Source organism: Evansella tamaricis, assembly GCF_019042215.1.
GTDB lineage: Bacteria > Bacillota > Bacilli > Bacillales > Salisediminibacteriaceae > Evansella > Evansella tamaricis.
This window is the reverse complement of the sequence record NZ_JAHQCS010000147.1, coordinates 22,584-46,205: the sequence shown is the minus strand read 5'-3', so window position 1 is coordinate 46,205 and position 23,622 is coordinate 22,584. Positions and strand designations below refer to the sequence as shown.

The following is a 23,622-nucleotide window of genomic DNA, read 5'->3' as shown; positions in this document are numbered from 1 at the left end:
AGATTGCGACGGCTACGCTCATTGCTTAGGGACTGTAAAAGTGGAAAAGCACCACTTTTTCAGTTCCCATGCGAGTAGGCGATGGAGCTAGACAATGCCCGAAGGTGCCAAAACTTATACTTTCTTATCTTTTTAAAGATTAAATGTGCCCCCTTTGAACTCAATTGTAGTTCCGAAGTGCCCTGTAGTGTGTAGGCGATGGTCTATACGACATGCTGGAAGGCTCCAAAATCTATAAATTTATTGTTAAACAAAATAGTGGTAATTTGTCCCCCTCCGTTCTTTCTTGTACGCTACTTCTTTTTTTATGTTAGCTAAATAGTCATATTTTTAAGATGATTTGTATATAGGTTCAAGGAACTGTTTTTTCTACCAATCTAATTTTGTCTAGTGGCTTGCTGTGTCAACTTGGATTATTTTGATTGATGTTCGAAATGGGCGAATTTTCTTTGGATGACTCCTTGGATGACTCCCACTTGTTCGCGATAATATGACTCAGTGCAAATAATGGAACAAGCAAGATCATAACAATTGCAGCATACATAAACATAGTAATGGTAAAAACCCCACTTATAGAAAAATGATAAAAAATCCAAATATTATATGGGAGTATTAAGCATACGGTTGTCCATAACCCTGGGGTATAACACCTTAAAAATAAAGACTGTATTGGATGTAGAAAAATATTTAAGGCAAAAAAAAGGTTTAAGCCCCAGAATAAAAAGTAATATTCTGTCGTTATGGTTAGAAAAATTAAGCTAGATGCAATGATTGAAAACACAAATACAGTCATCGCAAACTTTACAGTTGTAACCTTATTTTTTGTGATTACTGCCTGAGCAATGGAAGGAATCCTATTATTGACTCGAGGATAAGTAAACATAAACCATTTTTCGATTGTTATAATCTCCTCTAAATTGTGAAGCATAAAGACAATTAAAAATGACCAGATAAATATCTCCATTTCTCCACTCCTCTTCTAGATCTATTCCTGGCTAAAGCCTCTACTCACGTCTTTTAGAATTATGGCATCGGATATTTTATATTCCTTTCTTTTGTCCGTTAATCTTCCCTCATCTAAGGGACCAGTTAAATCACCAGTTTCTATAGATAATATCCAATACTGATAGTTTTGTTCATCAGGGATTTTATAATTATTTTCTCTGTTTTTGTCTTGCGTTAATTTAACTTGCTTGGCAATGATATAGTTTTCATCCCAACCAACTTCTGTGACTTTAGCAGGAATAATCTCACTTCCCCAACTGTCCTCCCCTGTTTTTAGAGCTATCGTAACTTGATGGGCTGACGTTCTGAGAATGGAATAGTTACCTGGTAATTCCACATCATAATCTGCCATACCAGCACACCCTGTTAATAGGGAGATTCCTGCTATAAACAGGATCATTTTTTTGAAATAACGTTTCTGCTTCTTCAATGTTTCTGCTCCTTTATGGATACTAATTTACTTCCTAGATCAGGGTATCAAATGCATTTTTCCAAAAAAATGAATTAGTCCTAGAGGAGGAATCTGCCCTTAAGATAGCACTTCTTTTTATCATAAGGCAGTTTATTACCTGCACCATATTTTATTTACACCTTTTAAGTTTTCTTTCAGAAATGATAGTTTATATATATCCGGCATCTCCAGTTGTTTCCAGAAATCAAAGCTGTATCTTTTATCAAAGTAATTCATAATAAGAACCATTAAATTACCGTGCGTACCTACAGCAATATTCTTTCCTTCGTAGGTGTTTAATAACTTTAAAGTTGCCTTAACACTTCGTCTTTGAGCAGATACATTTGATTCTCCACCTTCCCAGAAAAAAGTCTCATCCTCCCACACTTTTGTTATCGCCATTTCAAAGTCGCTTACTGGATGTTCCGATAATTTCCGTTCCTTGAAATGCTCATTGATTATAACTTTTTGACCGATCAAGTTTGCCAGTCCTTCAACAGTCTGAACGGCCCTCTTATACGGACTAGAAATGACATAATCAATATGGTGTTCCATAAGCGTCTGAGCCACTTTTTCTGCGTCACTTAAACCTCTTTTTGATAAGGGTCTATGTAATTCATCAGGAGTATATGTAGAATGTGCATGTCTAATAAAGTATATATTTGTTATCAGATTTCATCTCTCATAAATTTTTTTTCGTGGGGTCATATTGTTAGTATCACTTTTTAGATAGTTCGTTATCGATAAATGTATAACTACCGACATCTATTGAATAGGAAAACCTTTCCATTTGTATATATCTTTCTTCCTTTAAATGGGGCTTGTCAATGACATTCTACCATATCTCCTTCATGGTGAAATATTTATTTACATTCCCTCAAATGGCTTTTCTCAGTTGAGATACTAACCCCATATTTCGTAAGATCAGGCCATGTTCATGTAAAACAACTATAACTATAGAGTTGATAATGGCAATCCGGATCCAAACCTGAGTCCTTTTCCTCTTCAACAATCGACAGGTTTCAAACCGTGTTTGTGATTGAATTCGCAATACATGTGTAAAAACCGTCATATTTCCCGGAAAATTATTTTGGAAGATTTAAGATTTGTACGTGGATTTAATATTCTCTTGGGAGCTGCAGAATTAGTCTAGAAAATTTTGGGACGACTAAGAAGGAGACGATAGCTTGTTTGAGGTGGTATGTTAGATTCACATCATCTATACCATGCCTCTCTATTTCCATGTAAAAAGTTCACAAAATAGTCGGGGACCAGGTCCCCGACTATTTTGTGAACTTTCCATTTAGGAAATTACTACCCTTTTTATTCCCTTTTATACCCATGGTCTATGGTCTCTTTTCCCACGGTTCAATGACACCTACAATATGATCCAACTTCCCGTTTCTTATTGTATCAATTACTCCTTGTGATATTTCCTCGTGCGTTAACCACCGAGAATAAGTATTTTCCAATTGAAAACCTAGTTTAATTTGATGATACGTGCAATGATATGGTACCTTCAGATTTTCCTTCAGTTGCGCTAAATTCGTACTACTTCCGAGTACATGATACAAGTTCCAGTTTCTTCTCGACTGCGAAACCACGTGAATGATTGTATGTATCGCTTCTTTAGCGACAGAATGTATCCACACTACAGCTAAAGATATATCACCATTACGGATCATCGATTCTTTTAGCTTCATTTCCAACAATTTATTATCTTTATAATCAATGTAAATAGGAGTAATATTTTCAGGATTGCTAGCCTTTTTGAGTAATACTTCCATTTTCGGTTTATTCCGAGCAATAATAGAAACATGATATCCTTGTTCCACGAGCCACAATGATGTTCGGGCGAGCATCCCTGTTCCACCAACAACTAACACATGAGATTTAGCTGGCTTTTCCTTCCCTTCATCTAATACATTTTTTTGAAAAAATAGTTTGGTTTCCGAATGAGTAAGACTAGCCAAAACAGTTTCTTTAGTTCCCAATTTCACGTCCTTAATTTCGTCATCCATTGGCTACAAATCCTTTCCAACTCCTAAATATTCAACATGAAACAGTAGGTATAGTGGGGCTTTTATCTCCTTTTCAACCTTTTTTGTTGATACTCCTTTTTTTGATGGATTCTTTTCTGTCTCCGCTGCTCTTTGTAGTCCATTATATTTAATGGGACAATAACAGTCTGGATGAATTCCAGTTTTTTAGCTTGTTTCTTGATCGTTTCCTGATGGAAATAATCTTTTATATGTATTAAATTCAGGTTTTTCCCCGATGGTTCTGGCCGCTCACCATCGTTTTCAAAGAAAAGACTATCAAGTTTGTCACATTGATGTCCATACTCAAAAAGTTTGCGATACGCTTCACTCTTTCGCTGAGAAACGATAATCCAATGCTTCTGTTCACTAGAGAAATCAACCAGATAATGTTTTTTCATCTTGCTAGAGCGTTTATCGAGCATATCATATGTTTTGGCGAACTGCTGAAACTCTTCTGGTATTGGTTGCCCTGGCCGTTCCACATCTCTCTCAAAGGAATTCCCCACTTTTTCCACAAATAGTTCTTCCACAAAATCCTTCAGCAATATGTGAACAAGCTTGAAGTGAAGTACAGCCAAGTTCATTTCAGAAAAATCTTGTAAATGGAATTGCTCCCTTAGCTCCTCCTCTGGATCATCGAGCAGAAAAATCGTCAACGGGGTCCCGTCCTCAAGGAAAACGACACGATATCGTTCAAAAATCTCTTTGTTTTTATCATCAATAACAATTTCAAATACATGCCTCTGTTTTTTTCTATTAAAATAATATTTCCTGAAGTAGACCACGCCTAAAAAACTTCTGCCGGAAGAGATGTGTATAAATCCTGCTTCGATTCACCCTGCCTCCCAGGATCAAAATTGATTCTGCCAATGAGACCCCAGTTATAACGTTTTCTCCTTAGATAATCTTGATGTTCCTTGGAATATGTCTTTAACCAACTATTATAAGTGAATTTAAAACGATGATTAGAGAAGGATGTCATCTCTGCCAACTCCTTTCCTATTCTTGTATACTACATTGTATTAGAAACCTCCTGATCTCACCAGCCTTTATGATGAAAGACTATTTATATTATTCTACAGTGGTTCTAATGATTTTTGATGTTGGGAAAAATAGAGTGGAGGGATGAAGCGAGTTTCTCGCTTTAATTAAAAACAGCTTCTTGGTCGTAGTAGGAAAGAAAATCTTGTTTTTCTATGTCGCAGGAATTCGAGTGCTAATCTAGAATTATTATGTATCAAATTCTATAGTAACAAGGGGAGGTATTCTTATGAATGGATTTTATATTTTTCTTATTTCTATTTTTCCATTTCTAACAGCAATCATTATAACATTGGGCGTGTTATGGCACAAAAGACGGTTATTGGAATTAAAGGGCGGCGAAACAGATATTGATGTAATAGCTTTGAATAAGAAAATGGATAACTTGACCTTAAAGATAGAACAATTAGAACATAGTTTGAGAAGTTCTGAAGAAAAAAACGAGAGGAACGACGTGGAAAAATCAATGTGACAGTAGTGACAATTCCATGTCATCCATAAATACCCTTCTTTGATTCGATTATGTTTATTTAGTTCGTGTTAGATTAATGTATTATGTTCGCTTTTACCATCAGGACTGGGCTTTCTAGAAACCTAACAAGGTGACTCCAGAAACTATCGTGGCTGGGAGACAAGTGGTTTCATCAATGAGAAACCCGAATAAAATAATACTGCTGCAATCATTAGTTGGAAATATACTTCGCAATGGTTGTTTATTATTCGGATTTTCAATGAAACTTTACTTGTTGTCCTTTTCGGTTTTCAATGAAACTTTGATTGTGTTCTGGCCTCATGTGATATTTGTTGTCCCATTCGACATGCACCTTGTCCCTCTATCCTTGGAAAAATGACCCCTTTACTCCTTTGTTAAGGTGGGAGTAGTGAAAGTGACGGGTTTATAGGAATTCTGCCACGTATATAATACAAATAATGAAAACTATTAGTACGATAGAAAGGAGTTAACAGATTGAAATCTCATAGTAACAAGAAATCCAAAGCAGAACGTGCGAGAAACCGTGAAATTATTGACCAGTATCACAAAAAGACGACTGAGGATGCCCTTCAGCCACTGTATGAGCATTTTATAGAATGGAAAAATGGAAATTTACCTTACTATAAGCTAACTGAGCATATACATGAATTTCATAAACTAAATCAAAAAATCTGGTCAAGGTTTAATCATTTTTCTTCCAATGACGATATCTTTGTTTTTCAAGCAAAAAAGGAACTGGGACTTTTAACAGAAGAAGAAAAAGAAGAATTCAAACATTGGCTTGACTAGATTATTGTAAGAAAAGCGCAAATGCCTTGGTCACGAGCTTAGGGTAGTGGAGAGCCTTCTAGTGGAAATGCGATGCTGCTCCTAGGTTTCTATCGTACTCGAACGATACCTAAGTGGATTGGAGCAGCGAATCCATTTCTATTGTCCTCTTCCACGCTCTTAGTGAACTTCCCCCTTCACAGAGCCCTCACCACATTTTTTAGAGAATCCAATATTTAAAGTAAAAGTCCCACCAATGCTGTTCCTACTGTGCTTCCTAATACTCTTAGAAAATCCAGGAGGGAAATGGCGATACCTCTCTGAGACATTGAAAATCGATGCTGAATTAAGGTGATGAAAGATATCGTAAGAGTACCAATCCCTAAGCCTATAATACCGGTTCCAATAAACATGAACGACAGATCTAATGTTAATACTTGAGTTATGCCAACGGTTATAAAAACACTTCCTATTAAACAGGCAGATAGGATTCCCAGCCGATATATTATTTTTCCAAAAACAGCAGCACTAATTGCCCAGCTAATAGACATGATACTTACTCCCCATCCAGAAATCGAAGGAGAAATATTTTTCACCTCAGATAAATAGAAAGGGAAAAAGACAATGACGCTAATCATAATGATCCCAACACAAAAAGTACCAAAAAACGCTAAAACAGCTATTGGATCCTTCCATATATATAATGGAATTATGGGATTATTTGCGTGATTTTCTTCCCTTAAAAATATACTAAACACCACAACAAGAAGTATAAGGGATAAAATACTCGGTCCAGAAAAAAAAGTCCAAGTCTCCCCTCCTTTTGTCAGGAACAAAATGAAAGTTGCAATGCCAATACTAAGGTACAGCATTCCCCTAAAATCAACTTCTACTTTTTTTTGTACCCTATTCTCTTCATAAAAGAGAGAGATTCCCAGTAAAGCCAGTATCCCAAAAGGAATATTAATCCAGAAAATCCAACTCCAATGAAAATATTCGATAAGAAAGCCACCTAAAATTGGTCCCATGATGGATGCTAATGCCCAAACAGAAGATACATTTCCCTGTATTTTAGCTCTGTGATCCCCATCGTATACATCTGAAATAATGATCATCGCAACTGGTTGAATGGCCCCTCCTCCAATCCCTTGGATCATTCGCCAAACGACAAGTGTTCCTATACTATCTGAGAATCCAGAAAAAATGGTGCCTATTAAAAAGAATCCTATTCCTACTACCATCATCAATTTACGTCCTATTATGTCAGACAGTTTTCCAAAAAGTGGAATTGCTATAGCTTGTGTCAATAAATAAGCGGTAAAGATTAAATTAACAGAGGAAAGCGCTTCTAAATCGTCGGCTATTTGTGAAGCCGAAGTGGATAAAATCATAACATTTATCGCTGACATAAAAATTGAAATAATAAGACACCAAAGTAAGACTGTACGCTTTATCATATCTATCCTTTCTTTTGAAACTACTATAACGGATTATATTGTTTTGTAATATTGGATATCTTGCACTATTTAGCATATTGATGTTTTTTTCCTGGACCCTGTTTTGCCAAGACACCTACGGCTTCTAATTCTATTAAAAATGTTTTTAAGTTTTCACAAATAAAATCAGGTTGAAATGCCTGTTTCTCTAGAATCCCCTGTTCCTTTTGTTGTGGTGCAAGACCAGTCATTATCCATGCCGTTTGACACTTTGCTTTATAACCTGCATGCATATCAGTTAATAGATTGTCACCAACTACAATCACTTTTTCGTTAGGTAAACCGAGCTTTTTTATAGCATACTCCATTATTATGGAGGATGGTTTCCCTATGATTTTGGGTTTCACCTGGCTGGCAGATTGTATCGCTGCAGCTATGGAGCCCGCGCCTGGACTAAATCCTCCCTCTATTGGAATAAGTAGATCTGGATTAGTTAAAATATAGTCTGCACCTGCAAGCAATCTATTAACACATTTCTCTAATGTTTCATAGGTAAAGGATGGATCTACCCCTTGAATGATAACTTCCGTTTGCTCCAGATTAGATAAGGTGTAGCCTGCTTCTTGAAATGCTTCCTTTAAACGCTCTCCCCCAATAACTGAGATTCTCTTCTTGTCCAGTTTATGTTTAATATATTCTACTGTAGCTAGAGAAGATGTATATATATCTTCTTTCTTTGCGTTAATTCCTAAATCTATTAATTTTCCAGCAATATCTTCTGGATTTCGGTACGAATTATTAGTTACAAACAGATATGGTATTTTTTGAATCTGTATGGATTCGATAAATTCTCTCGCTCCAGGAATAAGTGTGTTACCACTATAAACAGTGCCATCAAGATCAATGATCAAACCATTCATTCTATATATCCTCCTCTAGGTTGAACGGGAATCAATTGCACAACAACAACAAATTAAGAATAAACTCCTCATATTTCAAAATACTTCACAATAAAATGCTAGATTCTATTCTTTATTTCAGTTATAAAAAAGCTTTTATGGCACTCATGATCGTTTTATATTGCTCTCTAGATAGGTGAGAATGCTTTCCTTCATACCAATCAGCCCAAGTTGGATTTCGCCAATTTTCATCACCTGCATACCTAGGGATAATGTGCCAGTGTAAATGTGGTATTTTATTTCCTAAATTATCGATATTCATTTTTTCAGGATGAAAAGCCTTATTTACAGCTTTTAGTGCTGTCATAGCATCTTCATAAAAACGGACATTATCTGCTAGGTTCAATTGATGTAGATCCGTTTTATGGTCATTAAATACCGCATATACATACCCTAACCAGCGTTGATTTGGACTTAAATAAAGTTTGGAAACAGACAATTCAGCAATCAAAAAATCTTTACGTGGATAAAGACACATTGGGCATGTATCCTTTTGTAAAAATGTTGTCCACTGTCCCCAATCCTTTAACGACTTATTTACATCTAAAGGGTAGATTAAGATTGGCGAATGCCAGTTAGCTTCAATCCATTCCCCCGTTTTTAAGGAAACACCTTCTCCAGATAGCTTTTGCAGGAGAACCGGAAAGCCAATATCAACAACGTTATTGCTTGAATCTATGACTTGTCCTTTAATTCTTCGTTTGTCAGGGTCGTAGTACCTCTCTCCTGTATCTCCCTGCACAGAAATGTCACTCACCATCATTTTCACTAACACATCCCCAGACCATTGATGGGCTCTCATTGTTTCTTTAGGTCCCATCCAATGAGAGTAAAGATGAAAGTCATTAATAGATACATCTATATAGGGACTTTGACTTGAGAAAAATGTTATATTTCCCTTATTTTTATATTCCCGAAACGTTTCATACCATGTATCTGCTTGTCTCAACGTTAAGTAACTCCTTTAGCGATTATATTTTGTTTTATTGTATATACATTCACCTGGACAACATCTATGATATATATTTATCAAAAAGTTTACATTTCATTGTAGGAAAGGTAGAAGGAAGGGCATTGCGATGAACAATGCCCTTTATTTCTCCTTTTATTCTTGTAAATTAAATTCGATAATATTAATTCGCCAATCCACAGCGAGCCTGCCGCTTCTTTTTCCTCGAATTTATTTTACTGAATACGACTTCTCATTGTGTTTGCCGCTTCTTGCAATGCCTCTAAAGCGGTAATATCATCAACAAATGTCCTTTCCATTGCATTCGCTATTTCCACTTCAATATTTGCATATCCACTAGGACTTGAATGAACATACGCCATTTGCTTATATCCAGTTAATGCATTTGGAGTTTCCCCATAAAATTTTTGCATCTCCTCAGATTGGAATGCAGATTCCCGATAGGGGATATAACCTGTTGCTGTAGAGAACTCAATCACTTGCTCTGTATCTGTCATAAACTTTAAAAACTCCCATGCAGCATCTTGTCTTTCCTCATCAATCCTACTTACAATTGATAAGTTACCTCCACCTGTTGGTGCAGCATGTTTATCAAATTTTGGTAGAATTGCAGTCCCTAGTTCAAAATCTGTATTCATTTCAATAAATGTAAGTGCACCTGTTGTAGTCATTAAAATTCCTACTTTTTCATCATAAAAGTGTTCGGCGAGTAATTGTCCAGAGTTACTGCCAGATGCAGTTGGTGGTAACATAAGACCAGCCTCTGCCATGTCTGCCCAGAACTGAAGTCCTGCTGCTGATTCAGGAGAATCAAAGACAATTTCTCCACCCTCATTGACTAGTTCTCCCCCGTTACTCCATGCTAAGGAATAAAAGTACCAAGCATCAAGTAGTGCAGTAAATCCAAATCGTTCCTCATCACTACTATCGACAATTGCTTTTGAAATCTCTTCCACATCAACCCAATTCTCTAGAGGGTTTTCACTATCATATCCAAGTTGATCCAATAAATCCTTATTATAATAAAGGATAGGAGTACTTCTATTAAACGGTAATCCGTATTGTCCACCATTTAATAATGTGTCCTTGATTAATCCATTGTCAAAATCATCTATCTGGAAATCATTATCATTCTCTATTACTGTTGTTAAATCTAGTAAAACATCACTCTCTCCAAAAGTATGCCAGTTTCGAGAATTTAACTGTACGATATCCGGTAAATTTCCACCTACGACAGTAGCCTGTAACTTTTCAGCTATCGTATTATAATTATCTTGGAAAATTGCATTGACATAAATGTTATCTTGAGATTCGTTAAATTTTTCTACTTGAGCTACAATTAGTTCCCCTACATCTCCACCATTTCCATACCAAAACTCAAGCTCTAATGGTGAATCATTCGCATTATCTTCTGATACCGAATTGTCATTACTGTCCTTATTACTTGTATTAGATTCTGCAGCTGACGATTCCCCATTCCCTTCTGAACATGCAGTAAACAGCAACAAGGTACTAAGTAAAATAAAAGTTACAATCCAATTGCTTTTCAATTGAAACATCTCCTTATATATATAATTTTATTATTTAGCACCAGGTACACCTTTCATGATGTACTTCTGTGCCATTATAAATAAAATGACAAGAGGCATGATAACCATGGTGGATGCAGCCATTAAAATATGCCATTGTGGTCCTGAACCCCCTTCATCATTCATAAAACTAGAAAGACCGACCTGAACTGTGCGCATATCTTCTGAGTTGGTAACAATCAATGGCCAGAACAAGTCACTGTATTGACTAATAAAGCATAATAAAATGCACGTAATGATTGTGGGCTTTGCTAAAGGGATCATCATATGATAGATAATTTGTAAATGATTTGCCCCTTCCAAAATTGCAGATTCCTCTATTTCTTTTGGAACTTGCAAAAAAGCTTGTCTAATCAGAAAGATGCCAAAAGCACTAGCACAGAAAGGAATAATCAAAGCAAAATACGTATTGTACCAATTTAATCCAGAAATAATGATAAAATTGGGTATAAATATGGCTTGAGCTGGGATCATCATCGTGGATAAAACAATAATAAACAGGACGTTTTTCCCTTTAAAACTCAATCTAGCAAATGCATATGCTGCAAAGATATTAATTACTAGCTGAATAATTGAAACAGTAACGGCTATTAAAAAGCTATTGAAAAAATATCTGCCAAAAGGTGCTCCGTTCCAAGCATCATAAAAGTTGCTGAATTGTAAACCATCAAAAGAAAAAGAAAGAGAACGGACATTTTCCAAGCTTTGAATAGACCCTATTAACATCCATATAAACGGAAAAGCTATTATTAGAGTAATCAGTAGCAAGCCAATGTTAACTGTATATCTGACTAGATGCGAAACTGTCATGAATAATGCACCCACTTTTTTGACCACTTTAGCTGGACAAACGTAATTGTAATTAAACCTAAAAATAAGATAACAGCAATAGCAGAACCATAAGCTGTATCAAAGTATTGAAACCCGTGCTGGTACATATAGTACAAAACCATATTTGTGCTATTGGCTGGGCCTCCATTTGTCATCATGTATATAATGTCATAAGCCTGAAAGGATGTAATAATACCAACAACTACTACAAAAAAGATATTCGGTGAAAGAAGAGGCATCGTAATTCGTAAAAAAACCTGCCTACTAGTTGCGCCATCCATCCGCGCAGCTTCTTTTACTGTATTGGGAACATTCTGTAAACCCGCTAATAATATTAATGTATTGTAACCTATTGTTTTCCAGACACTGATTAATATGATCGAAACCATTGCCCAGCGTGGATCTGTTAACCACGGGATTCTTCCTATGCCAATGTCGACCAGAACAGTATTAAATAAACCATAATACTGATCTAGCAGCCATAAGAATACAATACTCATGGGAACCATCGGAGTTATGTAAGGAACAAATAACAAACTCTTATAAAAACTCCCCCCCTTTCTTTTTTGATCAAATAGCGCTGAAAAAAATAAAGCTAAACATAAAGTTAAAAGTACAGAAAAAAATGTAAAGACCAACGTATTTCTAACAACCTTCCAAAATAATGGATCATTAAATAACCTCTCATACTGTTTAATTCCAACCCAATCGAACTCTACTGTCATTAAATTCCAATTTGTAAAACTCAATAAGAATGTGAGAATCAATGGAAGCAATACAAATATAAATAACAAGGTAATTGCAGGTAAGACAAGCAAATATGGCATAAGTTTATTAAAGTTTTTTCTCATAACTCTACTTTTCATTGCTTTCTTTTCCTCTAATGAATGAGGAATCTTTCGATCTTTATTTGTACGGTTGGGGTTTACCAAGAGATAGTTTTCATCCAAAAAATCACCTCCATTACATTTTTGTTACTTTAATACTATCAATAGAATGTAAATTGAATATTAACTTGGTGAAAACAATTAATTAATAAACAATTGATATACTTTATTTGTTTCATAGAAAAAATCTATATATTTCTCAAAAATATTGTCACTTTTTATTAATTGATGGGAGGAGTATTTAAATAATGAATATAAAACAGATGAAAGTTTTTGTATTGGTTGCAAAGCATCATAATTTGGAAACTGTAGCAAATATCATTGGATGCAAGCAGCCAACTGTCACATTTCATTTAAAGAAACTAGAGGAGTTTGCTGGGGTACCGTTGTTTAAGCATACAAATAAATTTTTTTCTTTAACAGATGCAGGGCAAACATTATTAATCCATGCAAAAGAAATTATTAGACTATCAGAGGGGGCTGTTCAGTCATTAAAAGATTATCAACAATTGAAAAAGGGGAGTGTAATCATAGGATCAAGCTATACTCCGGCCACAAACTTCATACCGAAAATACTTCGTATTTTCTTGGAGAGGTATCCAAATATTGACCCTCAGCTTATTGTCAGTCGCAACTCTCCTGAAATTAATAGTTTAATTAAAGGATTTGAAATAGACATTGGAATCATAACAGATACATACTTCCAGGATGATGAGCTTGTATCGATCCCCATATCGAAGGATGAATTAGGTCTTGTTATGCACCCAGACCATCCTTTTGCATCCATGGAGACTATCACGCCACAACTTTTAATGATTTTAGATACACCCTTTTTACTTCGCGAAACAGGTTCTTCTTCAAGAAATTTAATAGACAAATGGATGATGGAGCATGATGTCAAAGTAACCAAACCTATTGATCTTGGTTCCACAGAGATTATAAAACAGTCTGTTCTGTCTAATGTGGGCATAAGTATATTATCTAATCTTGCTGTAAAGCGGGAAGTGGAGGAGCAACGGCTTATATTTAAACCACTAAATTCTGAAATCCTATCTAGAACAGTTTATCTTGCTTATCATCGGAGCAGATATTTATCACCTATCTTAAAAGACTTCATCTCAGTTTTTCAATTTGTATCCGGTGATAAAAGGGCATAAACTAATAGAAGTCCAGTAGGCAAGCATTCAAAATCTACAAGTTGCTGCCGAACTGCAAAAAATCAAAGTGATTTTGTTTCGTCCTGTATCTTTCAGGACGAAATCCCCTTCCTACTTATTTTCATCACCAATTCGACCTCCTCCAGGAACCAAATTCTCCTTCTACCCTGTTTTCACCACAGCAAAGACCCGGTTAAGGCACCTGTCCCTCCTCTCTTGTCCACCCATTCATATCCTTTAAATTTCCAATATATTATCCACTAAAATATTTACACATAATTAATCTTCCTTTAAAACTCTCCAAGTATATTTATCTATGAAAGGGTCTGGCATAAAAAATTTAATTGGAGGTATAACATGCTTTTGCAATTAAAGAACTTTAAAGTCTCACTTGCATTTCTTTCAGTATTATTATTACTAGTCTTAGCTGCTTGTGGAGATTCAGAAGGTACAGCTCAAGGCGAAGAGAATGATCAACCAGCAGAATCTAATCAATCAGATAACGACGAAGATGCAACGGAAGATCCAGCCGAAGAAGAAGTAGCTGGAAACGATTGGCCAGAAAAAATTAATATGGGAGTTATTCCTGCAGAAGACCAAACATCTGCTTCTGACCGAGTTAATGAATTTGCCGAAGAATTGGCTACCCACTTAGGAATTGAAGTAGATGTATTCCTAGGAACAGATTACAACGCAGTTATTGAAGCCATGCGCACAGAAAACATTGATATTGCTTTCTTTGGCCCTTTTGCCTACGTACTTGCCAGTGAGCGAAGTGGTGCAGAAGTTTTCTCCATTGGGGGAAAAAGCGAAGAGGAAATTTACTATACTAGTGCCATTATTGTACCAAAAGACTCTGATGCAGAATCTATCGCTGACTTAGAAGGAAAGGACTTTTTATTTGTTGACCCTGCATCCACATCCGGACATATCTTTCCTAGAGCAAAAGTAATTGAAGATTTAGGAGTAACAAATGATGAGGTAGAATCCGTATTTGGCAGTGTTACTTTCTCAGGCTCCCACGATGCGTCTATTCTAGCTATTGTTAATGGTGATGCAGACGGCGCAGCCATTGCAACAGATGTCATGGACGCTATGCTTGACCAAGGGGTTATTAACGAAGGTGATTTTAAAATTATTGCTAGCTCTGACCCAATTCCACGTGGACCAGATGCCTATCGAAGCAATTTACCTGAAGACTTGAAAGAAGCCATTCGCGAGTTTTACTACTCTTATGAAAACGAAAGATTTTTTGAAGAACGTGGAATTAACGGATTTTATCCAGTGGAAGACAGCGCATTTGACGTGGTTAGACGAACTGCAGAAGCACTAGGTATGAGTCCAGAAGAATTATTAAATTAGATCAAGTCTACATTCGGACAGCAATCGGCGTTGTGCCGGTTGCTGTTATTAAATTTACATTGGGGGTTTCATCAAATGGAAATATTAGAAATACAGAATCTCACCAAAATATATAAAGATGGAACAACAGCTTTAAGAGATATTTCATTTAATGTAAAAAAAGGAGAATTCGCCATTATCATAGGATCCAGTGGGGCAGGCAAAAGTACGATACTTCGATCTATTAACCGATTAGTACAACCAACCAGCGGTTCAATACTTTTTCAAAATAAAGAGATAACTACCTCAAGTAAGGGTGAATTAAGAAAAATACGGCGTGAAATGGGAATGATTTTTCAAGGTTTTCATTTAATTAAACGAGTCAGTGTACTGAAAAATGTTCTCCACGGTCGATTAGGATATATGAACAGTTTTAAAGGAGCCATCGGAGCTTTTTCAAAAGAAGATGAAGAAGCTGCCTGGAGTTTGCTCGAAAGAGTGGGGCTGACAGATCAGGCATATAAACGGGCAGGAGAATTAAGCGGGGGGCAGCAGCAACGTGTAGCAATTGCTAGAGCATTAGCACAAAAGCCGGCATTAATTCTAGCAGATGAACCTATTGCCAGTTTAGACCCCACAACCTCAGAAACAATCATGAATTATTTGTATCAAATCTGTCATGAAGACGGCATCACCTGCATCGTCAACCTCCACCAAGTAGAAGTTGCAAAACGTTATGCAACGAGAATACTTGGTGTGCAGCAAGGAACTATCATTTTTGATGGCTCAGCAACCGAGCTTTCCGATTCAGAAATACAGCATATTTATCAAAAAAAACTAGTGGTGTGATCAAACAATGAAACCATCAATCAATCACATACAAAAACGAAAAAAAATACAAACGATACTCATCATTGGATTGTTTGCCCTATTCCTTAGTTGGTCCTTAATAGACACCGGGTTCAATGTTCCAAAACTATTGAACGGGATAGGTGAAACCTTCCGCTTTATTTTTATCGATATGTTCCCGCCGAATCTCAGCAGTCTTAAAGGTTTCATGGGCCCTGCCTTAGACACTGTTTACATGAGTTTTGTTGCCATGGTCATTTCAGCAATCAGCGCCTTTTTCCTATCATTCATAGCAGCGTATAACCTCACCCCACATCCCACATTACAATATGCTGTTCGGGGACTGGCATCCTTTTTACAATCGATTCCAGCACTTGTCTGGGTGCTCGTATTAGTAGCTGCCTACGGATTAGGACTAATTGCCGGAACCATCGCATTAACCCTTAGTGGAACTGGTCTATTAACACGATCTTTTGCAGAAATACTTGAGGAAATTGATATGGGACCAGTAGAAGCCGTTCAATCTACGGGGGCAAGCTGGATCCAAGTCATTGGACAGGCAGTTGTCCCCCAAGTATTACCAGGAATGGTCGGATGGTCTTTATACAAATTTGACTTAAACATACGGGAAGCCGCCGTAATTGGAATGGTTGGCGGTGGGGGAATCGGCTTCGCCATGCAACGGTCCCTCAGTTTATTTCAGTACAAAGATGCCTTTATGGCCATCTTGCTAATATTCACTTTAATCATCGGAATTGAATATTTAACTAACAAAGTAAGGATGCGACTGTTATGAAGGAAAATATGCCAATAAATAACAACATCATAACTTCACCTTCTAAAACGGAACCTCCGAGAAAAAAAACAAAACGGGACCGCTTCTTAACAGGTATTTTAATATTTGGAGGATTATTTTTCATTTTCAGTTTAATCCAGCTGAACTTAGATTACAGCCGTCTAATTAGTGGGACGTCCAAATTATTTAGCTTTGTGGGACATATGATGCCACCAGATTTTTCCACTTGGGAAAAAGTTATTGGTGCTGGCCTTGAATCATTACAAATCGCTATCGTTGGAACGTCTATCGGTGTTGTTTTAGCCTTATTTTTATCCTTCTTAGCAGCTGAAAATCTCTCTCCACACCGTACGATATCTTGGATGATAAAGGGAATTGCCGCTTTTGTTCGCGCAATACCCGCATTAATATGGGTGCTCATTTTTATTGTTGCCGTAGGTATGGGACCGTTCCCGGGAATTTTAGCATTGGCATTTAATAGCTTAGGAATGCTCGTAAAAGTTTTTGCCCAATCCATTGAAGAAATTGACGATGGCGTACTGGAGGCAATGAGATCAACAGGAGCAAGCTGGATGCAAGTCATCTTTCAAGGTGTCATACCAACTGTATTAACCGCTTATATGTCTTGGTCCATCTTTCGTCTCGAGATCGACTTTCGTTATGCCACCATACTAGGGATGGTCGGAGCTGGCGGAATTGGCTGGGAACTCACTTCTGCAATGCGAATGTATCGACTAGAAGAAGCCTCATTTATCATACTAGTCATCTTCCTCATGGTTTTCACCGTGGAAGTAACAGGAAACCAGCTCAAAAAAATGATTCAAAGAATTTAAAGAAAGACACCAGAGGGCGGTATGTGAACTGTCCCCTGGTGTCCTAAAGTTTGTTAAATCGTTTTATATTGAGTTATCCAAGTGTTAATATCGTCGCAAATTTCTGACAAAGTGAGTTTGTTATTATAGGATTTGGATGTTTCACCATAAATAAACTCATTATATAACCTCATTTTACTTTCTGCACGGTTCGACGACATTTCTCCTTGCACACTATCTATTTGCCTTCTTAAATGAATTTTCTCACCTTCAGGAGAATTATAATAAAGGTTAATATAAATCTTCGTGTGCCTTTCCCATTCATCTTCCTCAAACTCACATTTTCTATAGGGTTTGTATTGTTCACAGTATTTAATAAAATCATGAATACTACCTATTATTTCATTACTATTTTTTAGCCAGTGCAATTCTTCCTGTGCATTTTTGAGTTGAACGTGCAATACTCTTTCATTTTTTGTTAGTTTCAATAGGCCGTTTAATGTGGCTAATTCATAGTTGTTGCCGTCAAACTTATATTCAATGGATGACATCGTTATGCTCCTCTACTCTTATGATGGCTATTAATCTATACTTTTAAGTTTAATTTATCTACTATTGCAAGTATAATTGTATTTTTTGGAATTGCTGTTGAATGGTTCCAGAATTAATCCCAATCCACCTTATTATAAGTGTATTGGACACCGTTCCTTATTTAATATAGGCTCTGTTATATTTTATTGTTGAATTTCGTTTGAAGACGCTCACTTCAATCAACACTATATTGAATAATCAACATCATCCTTAAACATAGCCTTAATAAAAGGCTTTGTTATCGTTCAATGTTGATTTTTGCGAAATTCACTCCCTTTCACCACGGGCACAAGTGCGACATCTGCTCATTCTTCGCAGTGTCTTCTTAGCCGCGGGCGGTTCGGGAGCCTCCTCGGTGTTTCACACCTTGCGGGGTCTCCCCTGAACTCGCTTTTCCCGCAGGAGTGTCGTAAATTTCGCTAAAAATCATCCTGTTAAAAAATCAACATTAGCCTTTAATATAGCCTAATAAAAAAATAAATAAAGGCACAACATATAGTCAAATGCTACACACTGTACCTTCTTTCCCGAATAACTTCCGATTGTCCCCTAGTAGAACCGGCTCTATTTAGTGACCCCATTTCCAGTTGTTCTTTCCTTCTCTGAAGATGGTCCAATAACTCCTTTTCAATAAGAGATAATTTCTCTAAAGAATGAATATCCTGGTTAATATACCGAATAGTTTTTTTTATCGATTTTGGTAACGTATCAAATAGTTTCAAAGTTTTCCCTCACATCTTTGGCATACATACTATTTTAGTAAACTTCCATTACTCCTATGTATCATTCAACCAATCATATGCCAATCTTATTATCTTTCAGTACTAAGTTTTTCTTTTAGTTGCTCTTCAATAAATAATAAGACTTCTTTTGGATCTATTGCAGGCTCCGTTTCGCTGCGATTTTTTATTTCATTCATAATATACTTCAGATCTTCCGTGCTCATTTTCTGCCTCCAATAGACTATTAAATCGTAATCCTAGTAAAGTAAACATAGTAAAGATGTACTATTGATTATACAACTGACAAGATTCGTTATCAAGAACAATATTCGAAACCTAAACAAAACAGTAGTTTTGCGATTAATACCCCTATCTAATCTACTAATTTTTACACATTACATAACATATGGAGCCACACAATTACAATTATATAATAAACTTGTAAAAAAAAGGATGGTTATTTGTGAAAATATAGGAAAAAAATACTATCTACTATCCTACTTTTTATCATTACAAGACACTTCAGACTCCCTAACAAAAAAACTTCACCAATCAATCATCCACCTTTTTTTTTCACTATCCAAATGGATCACCTCAAGAAACGAAATAAAGAACTTAGTTCCTTCTTCCCGTTTCCTAATGAGGCGCGTAATTCTTTACCCAACTCCCTTTTAAATGATAGGACAAATGATGAAAAGGAGTTATAATAAAAAGGTCCAGTTCATGGATACTCACACTATATTTTTCAGAAGGGATACAAACATGGAAAACTTAAAAAAAGCCTTCATTGATAATCACTTTACTGTAACGAACGAGGTAAAAAAAGCTGTGGAATTTACACATAGGCAGACAAAAGAGATCGTCTACTTGTTGCCAAATATAGAAACAACGATTGTGCTTAACCCAGAAACGGTTGAAGGCAATGACGAATTGCTGGAAAAATCTTTAGGTATAAATCATAAATCGACCTTTAAAGCATTCCCAAAACGGAAAAATAACGGGAAAGACCCAATCCATTACGGATATTCGTTCTGTTTTCAATCAACCGAAGAACTAAGTTCTTTCTTAGCAAGCCTCGTAAAAAAATAATCAAGTTAGAAAGGGGAATTGGGGACAGAGACAAGTTACCTTTATCTTTGCCCCAGATCCCATAAATGCAAAAATAACAGGAACGATGCGGTGTACCATGCCGCTACTATACCCCTCCCCTTCTCAATGCCGCATGGAAAATAGATAATATACTCCCTGGATACCTCTTTCGCTTTCCCGAAATGGGATTTTACATAATAAAAAATTCAACTTCAAGACTTCACCCATTTACGTGATGATATACTAGAAATACTATTTTTATCATTCGGAGGGGTTGTTATGAAATATCCTGCAGCGCTTCAAATGGGAGATGTGATTGGTATCACTGCCACATCGACTGGCGTAACCGGGGTTTTTGAGAAAAAACTGGATAATGCCATTAGGCAGATGAGGGAACTTGGTTTTCCAACCATGGAGACGGAGTCCGTACGGCAGGAGAAGAAACTAGTCAGTTCCCATGCAGAACAACGAACGAAGGAATTTATGGAACTTTGGAAGCGCCGAGACGTTAACACCATCATTCCACCTTGGGGCGGTATTTTTCTCATGGAAATCCTCGAGCATTTATCAACAGTTCTGGATGCAGAGAAGAATCCCACTCCCACTCTCCCAAAATGGGTTGTGGGGTTTTCCGACACGAGCACTCTTCTCTTCTACTTGACCGTAACGCACGACTTCGCTTCTGTGCACGGACCTAATATGCTCGATTTTGGGAATGATCCAATTGATCCTTCGGTAAAAAAATTATTGGATGTCCTGAAGCTATCTTCAGGAGAAGCATTCAGCCAAACTAGCTTTGATTTTTATCAGAAACACTGGCTGGAGGTTACAGATACATCATTTCCACCTTTTCATAAAACCGAAAAAGTGGAGTGGAAATCTCTTCGCGGGAAAGGTCCTATCCAGTTTCAGGGAAGATTAATTGGGGGATGCTTAGACACCATTTCCACATTGATTGGGACTCCTTATGCCCCTGTTCAATCCTTCATAGAACGGTACAAAGGGGATGGATTTATCTGGTATTTTGAAAGCTGCGGGATGAATGCAGAGGAGATTTACCGTGCATTATGGCAAATGAAACATTGTGGCTGGTTTGAGCATTGCAACGGCTTTCTTTACGGCAGACCAGAGGGATACCGTGATGAAGAGGATTTTGAACTGACCGACGCACTGGAAAAAACGTTCGCCTCTGCTAACATCCCTGTGATCTATGATGTGGACATTGGACATCTCCCACCACAGATGGTTCTCGTGAATGGGGCGATGGCAGATGTCACTTATGAAGATGGAAAAGGAAAGATTGTTCAGAGACTGATTTGATCCAAAGTCTCTCCCAAAATAAATAGATGAAAGTCTATGAAATAACCCTTAAGTATAATATTCTCTTGTCAAATCATCCGCTATAATGACTTATAGCCTTTAGATGGTTACTATGACGGGAGGAGTAACAGTGAAAAACGGTAAACTAATGCTTATCATTTGTGTGTCTCTTGCCACTCTTATGTTGAGTGGGTGCATTGGGAAGGATGGAATTTCCATCCCACTTGGAGATGGAGAAAGTGTCACAATTGGCGTAGGGGAAAATGGAGACGGTGTTACAATTGGATCAGGAAATGACGGAGAAAGCATTACGATTGGAACAGAGGAAGATGGAATAACATTTGAAACACAGAATGAAGATGGAGAAAGCGGAAGTCTCTCCATAGGTTCATCCACCACAAAATTACCAGAAAGATTCCCTTCAGAAATTCCTTTTCCAAGTGAGTACCAAATCTATAGCTCAATGGAACTTAGCGATGGCGACACAGATTCAATTAGCATCACCTACTTTACCGAATCCGTGACAGTAGATGAATTGTTTGATATGTTTTTGAACTTTACAGATGCACATGGATATGAGAAAAATAGCGAACTGAGAATGGAAGGCATGAATAGTCTAGTCATAAGTAATTCCGATTCAACCATATCATTCAATATATTTTCAGATGAGAGTTCCCCTATCACAGTGGGCATTACCATCGCCCACACAAATTAAACTTACCATAAGAAAACCAACATGATCTACAATCCTTAGACCACTACGGGAAAAACTAATTAATAGAATGTAGTGGACCCGATTATCCCGATGGGAATGTTGTATCTATTCAATAATAGTAAAAAGAGGAGCACCGATTTTTAAAGTGGTCCTCTTTCTATTATTTTCAAAACTATGAATCAAGAATAAATTCTATTACGAAACTTCCCTAGTAGTGCGATGCACATATTGAGCCGCTAGTTTTATGCCTTGACATTTTTAAACACATTGAAGGCAAAAACAAGCACTGCAAGTACGACGACATTACTACCAATGATAATCATAAGTGGCACAATTCCACTAACAACTCCTGAGATGGCTAAAAATATACCTAGCATCATCAACGGCAACCCAATATTGTGCAGCCAAAAATGAATTTTTCCGGACAAACTTTGTTCTGCTTTTGGAAACATCACATACAAGATCCCCGCTAACGTCATGGATGTCCAACCTAATAAATTCACATGCGCGTGAACCGGTGTCAAACTATAGTCACTTGCCATGGACATATGGTAGCCAAGAAGGACCCCAATCACAAAATAAACAACAGAAATTTTTATCAATTTAACTCCCACTATATTTTTCCCCCTTATGATTACATCAGAACTCCTAATGAACTATAACTAGTTTGGTTTGGTTTGATTTGGTTTGGTTTGGTTTGATTGTCAGTCCTTTATTTCACCGCTTTATCCCTATCCTAAACGGTCCTTGTTCTCCTCTAGCCACGTACGAAAATCCTTAAGTTCAGGATGCTTTTCTTTTACCTCTTTCGGTTTGACCGTCCATCCAACTTGATCATTCCATTTGAATTGGCGGGCCATTTCCGCATTCATTATTTTAAGAACCCAGAATGGCATCTTGAAAGAAGGCGCCTTTTCACCTGTTACCTCTTGCCACAACTGGCTCACTTCATCAGCAGTGAGTGCATCACCAGCAATATCGACGATCTCTCCCAAATATTCTTCTGGTTTATCAAATATCTCACCAGCAAAATAACCAATATCATCAACCGCAATCATGTGCAATTTCGTCGTTTTTCCCAACGCCCCTCGCATGACCGGGACCGTCAGTTTCCCTGTCTTCGGAATAGCAAAATTATCCATAAAAAACACGGTGCGTAAAAAAGTTCGTGGGATTTCAAGAGAATTGATATATTTCTCAACTTCCCATTTGGAAGTCCAGTGCTCTAATTCAGGGGCATTGTCACAATTGACTACAGAAGAAAATAACAGATGCTTAACACCACTTTTTTTAGCGGCATCTGCTACATTTTTCCCCTGTCGCACCTCCCCTTCATACCCAATTCCTTTCTCCCAAAAATTCTGTACGGAAAAAACACCATATACACCATCCATAGCCGTTTCCAGTTGATTTATATCTTCCATATCACAAGTTACCACTTCGACACCTTCCTGACGTAACTTTTGCGCCGCCTTCCCATCAGGATTTCGAGTTGTGGCCCGAACATTCCACCCTCTCCCCAGCAGATGCCTCGTAACCGCACCTCCTTGTTGACCTGTTGCTCCCATGACTAAGATCGTTTTCACTGTCTAACCTCTCCCTTCACTATAAATAACAACTAACCGTTACAAATGCTCCCGCTATCCAGCTGTCCATCATGAAACTCCGAAGTGACAACTACACACCGAATTAAATCCACGTACGGAAGCCTCCAGCAGAACTAGTGCTTAACTAGTCACAACGCCCCCTCATTGGATT

Annotated in this window: 26 protein-coding genes; 10 read left to right on the top strand and 16 right to left on the bottom strand. The window is 37.2% G+C overall.

Going from position 1 to position 23,622, the window contains the following annotated elements:
• Positions 1–403 precede the first annotated feature (403 nt).
• From KS419_RS18355 to KS419_RS18335, 5 genes are all read right to left on the bottom strand, one after another.
• Positions 404–964, bottom strand: coding sequence for an HXXEE domain-containing protein (locus tag KS419_RS18355; protein WP_217067844.1), 561 nt, complete (start codon positions 962–964; stop codon positions 404–406).
• Between the two features lie 21 nt (positions 965–985).
• Positions 986–1,435, bottom strand: a complete 450-nt coding sequence (locus KS419_RS18350; RefSeq protein ID WP_217067843.1) for a DUF3997 domain-containing protein — start codon at positions 1,433–1,435, stop codon at positions 986–988.
• A gap of 135 nt (positions 1,436–1,570) precedes the next feature.
• Positions 1,571–2,107: a histidine phosphatase family protein gene (locus KS419_RS18345; RefSeq protein ID WP_343215088.1), complete on the bottom strand. Its 537-nt coding sequence runs from the start codon at positions 2,105–2,107 to the stop codon at positions 1,571–1,573.
• A gap of 695 nt (positions 2,108–2,802) precedes the next feature.
• A complete protein-coding gene (locus tag KS419_RS18340) occupies positions 2,803–3,477 on the bottom strand; it encodes a short-chain dehydrogenase (protein WP_217067842.1) in 675 nt (224 codons plus the stop codon).
• 62 nt (positions 3,478–3,539) lie between these two features.
• Positions 3,540–4,283, bottom strand: coding sequence for a hypothetical protein (locus KS419_RS18335; RefSeq protein ID WP_217067841.1), 744 nt, complete (start codon positions 4,281–4,283; stop codon positions 3,540–3,542).
• Between the two features lie 485 nt (positions 4,284–4,768).
• Between KS419_RS18335 and KS419_RS18330 the strand changes: the two genes are divergently transcribed.
• Complete coding sequence (locus KS419_RS18330; protein WP_217067840.1) at positions 4,769–5,011, top strand: hypothetical protein; 243 nt, start codon at positions 4,769–4,771, stop codon at positions 5,009–5,011.
• Positions 5,012–5,506: 495 nt separating this feature from the next.
• On the top strand, positions 5,507–5,821 hold the full coding sequence (locus KS419_RS18325; protein WP_217067839.1) for a hypothetical protein: 315 nt from the start codon (positions 5,507–5,509) through the stop codon (positions 5,819–5,821).
• 215 nt (positions 5,822–6,036) lie between these two features.
• Here KS419_RS18325 and KS419_RS18320 read toward each other — a convergent pair whose 3' ends face one another.
• The 6 genes from KS419_RS18320 to KS419_RS18295 form a co-directional block, all read right to left on the bottom strand.
• Complete coding sequence (locus KS419_RS18320) at positions 6,037–7,257, bottom strand: MFS transporter (RefSeq protein ID WP_217067838.1); 1,221 nt, start codon at positions 7,255–7,257, stop codon at positions 6,037–6,039.
• A 65-nt stretch (positions 7,258–7,322) separates the two neighbouring features.
• Positions 7,323–8,156, bottom strand: coding sequence for an HAD-IIA family hydrolase (locus KS419_RS18315; RefSeq protein WP_217067837.1), 834 nt, complete (start codon positions 8,154–8,156; stop codon positions 7,323–7,325).
• Positions 8,157–8,277: 121 nt separating this feature from the next.
• Entirely contained in the window at positions 8,278–9,144 is an 867-nt protein-coding gene (locus tag KS419_RS18310; protein ID WP_217067836.1) for an HIT family protein, read from the bottom strand.
• Positions 9,145–9,380: 236 nt separating this feature from the next.
• A complete protein-coding gene (locus KS419_RS18305; RefSeq protein WP_217067835.1) occupies positions 9,381–10,715 on the bottom strand; it encodes an ABC transporter substrate-binding protein in 1,335 nt (444 codons plus the stop codon).
• A 30-nt stretch (positions 10,716–10,745) separates the two neighbouring features.
• Positions 10,746–11,579: a carbohydrate ABC transporter permease gene (locus KS419_RS18300; RefSeq protein WP_343215087.1), complete on the bottom strand. Its 834-nt coding sequence runs from the start codon at positions 11,577–11,579 to the stop codon at positions 10,746–10,748.
• Positions 11,561–12,535: a carbohydrate ABC transporter permease gene (locus tag KS419_RS18295; protein ID WP_217067834.1), complete on the bottom strand. Its 975-nt coding sequence runs from the start codon at positions 12,533–12,535 to the stop codon at positions 11,561–11,563. Before KS419_RS18295 ends, KS419_RS18300 begins: the two co-directional genes overlap by 19 nt.
• A 185-nt stretch (positions 12,536–12,720) precedes the next feature.
• Between KS419_RS18295 and KS419_RS18290 the strand changes: the two genes are divergently transcribed.
• The 5 genes from KS419_RS18290 to phnE (KS419_RS18270) all read left to right on the top strand — a co-directional run bounded on the left by KS419_RS18290 (position 12,721) and on the right by phnE (KS419_RS18270) (position 17,448).
• Positions 12,721–13,629, top strand: a complete 909-nt coding sequence (locus KS419_RS18290) for a LysR family transcriptional regulator (RefSeq protein ID WP_217067833.1) — start codon at positions 12,721–12,723, stop codon at positions 13,627–13,629.
• Between the two features lie 357 nt (positions 13,630–13,986).
• On the top strand, positions 13,987–14,991 hold the full coding sequence (locus KS419_RS18285) for a phosphate/phosphite/phosphonate ABC transporter substrate-binding protein (RefSeq protein ID WP_217067832.1): 1,005 nt from the start codon (positions 13,987–13,989) through the stop codon (positions 14,989–14,991).
• Between the two features lie 75 nt (positions 14,992–15,066).
• Entirely contained in the window at positions 15,067–15,819 is a 753-nt protein-coding gene (gene phnC / locus KS419_RS18280; RefSeq protein WP_217067831.1) for a phosphonate ABC transporter ATP-binding protein, read from the top strand.
• Between the two features lie 7 nt (positions 15,820–15,826).
• Entirely contained in the window at positions 15,827–16,615 is a 789-nt protein-coding gene (gene phnE / locus KS419_RS18275) for a phosphonate ABC transporter, permease protein PhnE (protein ID WP_217067830.1), read from the top strand.
• Positions 16,612–17,448, top strand: a complete 837-nt coding sequence (gene phnE / locus KS419_RS18270) for a phosphonate ABC transporter, permease protein PhnE (RefSeq protein ID WP_217067829.1) — start codon at positions 16,612–16,614, stop codon at positions 17,446–17,448. Before phnE (KS419_RS18275) ends, phnE (KS419_RS18270) begins: the two co-directional genes overlap by 4 nt.
• A 53-nt stretch (positions 17,449–17,501) precedes the next feature.
• Here the strand turns inward: phnE (KS419_RS18270) and KS419_RS18265 are convergent, their stop codons facing one another.
• The 3 genes from KS419_RS18265 to KS419_RS25345 form a co-directional block, all read right to left on the bottom strand.
• Positions 17,502–17,978, bottom strand: coding sequence for a hypothetical protein (locus tag KS419_RS18265; protein WP_217067828.1), 477 nt, complete (start codon positions 17,976–17,978; stop codon positions 17,502–17,504).
• Between the two features lie 546 nt (positions 17,979–18,524).
• Positions 18,525–18,740 carry a LytR family transcriptional regulator gene (locus KS419_RS25030; RefSeq protein WP_246594248.1) on the bottom strand — a complete coding sequence of 72 codons (216 nt, stop codon included), beginning with the start codon at positions 18,738–18,740 and terminating at the stop codon, positions 18,525–18,527.
• 89 nt (positions 18,741–18,829) lie between these two features.
• The gene (locus KS419_RS25345) at positions 18,830–18,964 is read right to left on the bottom strand and encodes a hypothetical protein (protein WP_281419846.1); all 135 of its coding nucleotides are present in this window, start codon (positions 18,962–18,964) and stop codon (positions 18,830–18,832) included.
• A 538-nt stretch (positions 18,965–19,502) separates the two neighbouring features.
• Here KS419_RS25345 and KS419_RS18255 point away from each other — a divergent pair.
• The 3 genes from KS419_RS18255 (at position 19,503) to KS419_RS18245 (ending at position 21,864) form a co-directional block, all read left to right on the top strand.
• Positions 19,503–19,829 carry a hypothetical protein gene (locus KS419_RS18255; protein ID WP_217067827.1) on the top strand — a complete coding sequence of 109 codons (327 nt, stop codon included), beginning with the start codon at positions 19,503–19,505 and terminating at the stop codon, positions 19,827–19,829.
• A gap of 279 nt (positions 19,830–20,108) precedes the next feature.
• Complete coding sequence (locus KS419_RS18250) at positions 20,109–21,149, top strand: S66 family peptidase (protein WP_217067826.1); 1,041 nt, start codon at positions 20,109–20,111, stop codon at positions 21,147–21,149.
• Positions 21,150–21,279: 130 nt separating this feature from the next.
• The gene (locus KS419_RS18245) at positions 21,280–21,864 is read left to right on the top strand and encodes a hypothetical protein (RefSeq protein WP_217067825.1); all 585 of its coding nucleotides are present in this window, start codon (positions 21,280–21,282) and stop codon (positions 21,862–21,864) included.
• 242 nt (positions 21,865–22,106) lie between these two features.
• Here KS419_RS18245 and KS419_RS18240 read toward each other — a convergent pair whose 3' ends face one another.
• Both KS419_RS18240 and KS419_RS18235 read right to left on the bottom strand, forming a co-directional pair.
• Entirely contained in the window at positions 22,107–22,478 is a 372-nt protein-coding gene (locus KS419_RS18240; protein WP_217067824.1) for a cbb3-type cytochrome c oxidase subunit I, read from the bottom strand.
• Positions 22,479–22,595: 117 nt separating this feature from the next.
• Entirely contained in the window at positions 22,596–23,450 is an 855-nt protein-coding gene (locus tag KS419_RS18235) for an NmrA/HSCARG family protein (RefSeq protein WP_217067823.1), read from the bottom strand.
• Between the last annotated feature and the right edge of the window lie 172 nt (positions 23,451–23,622).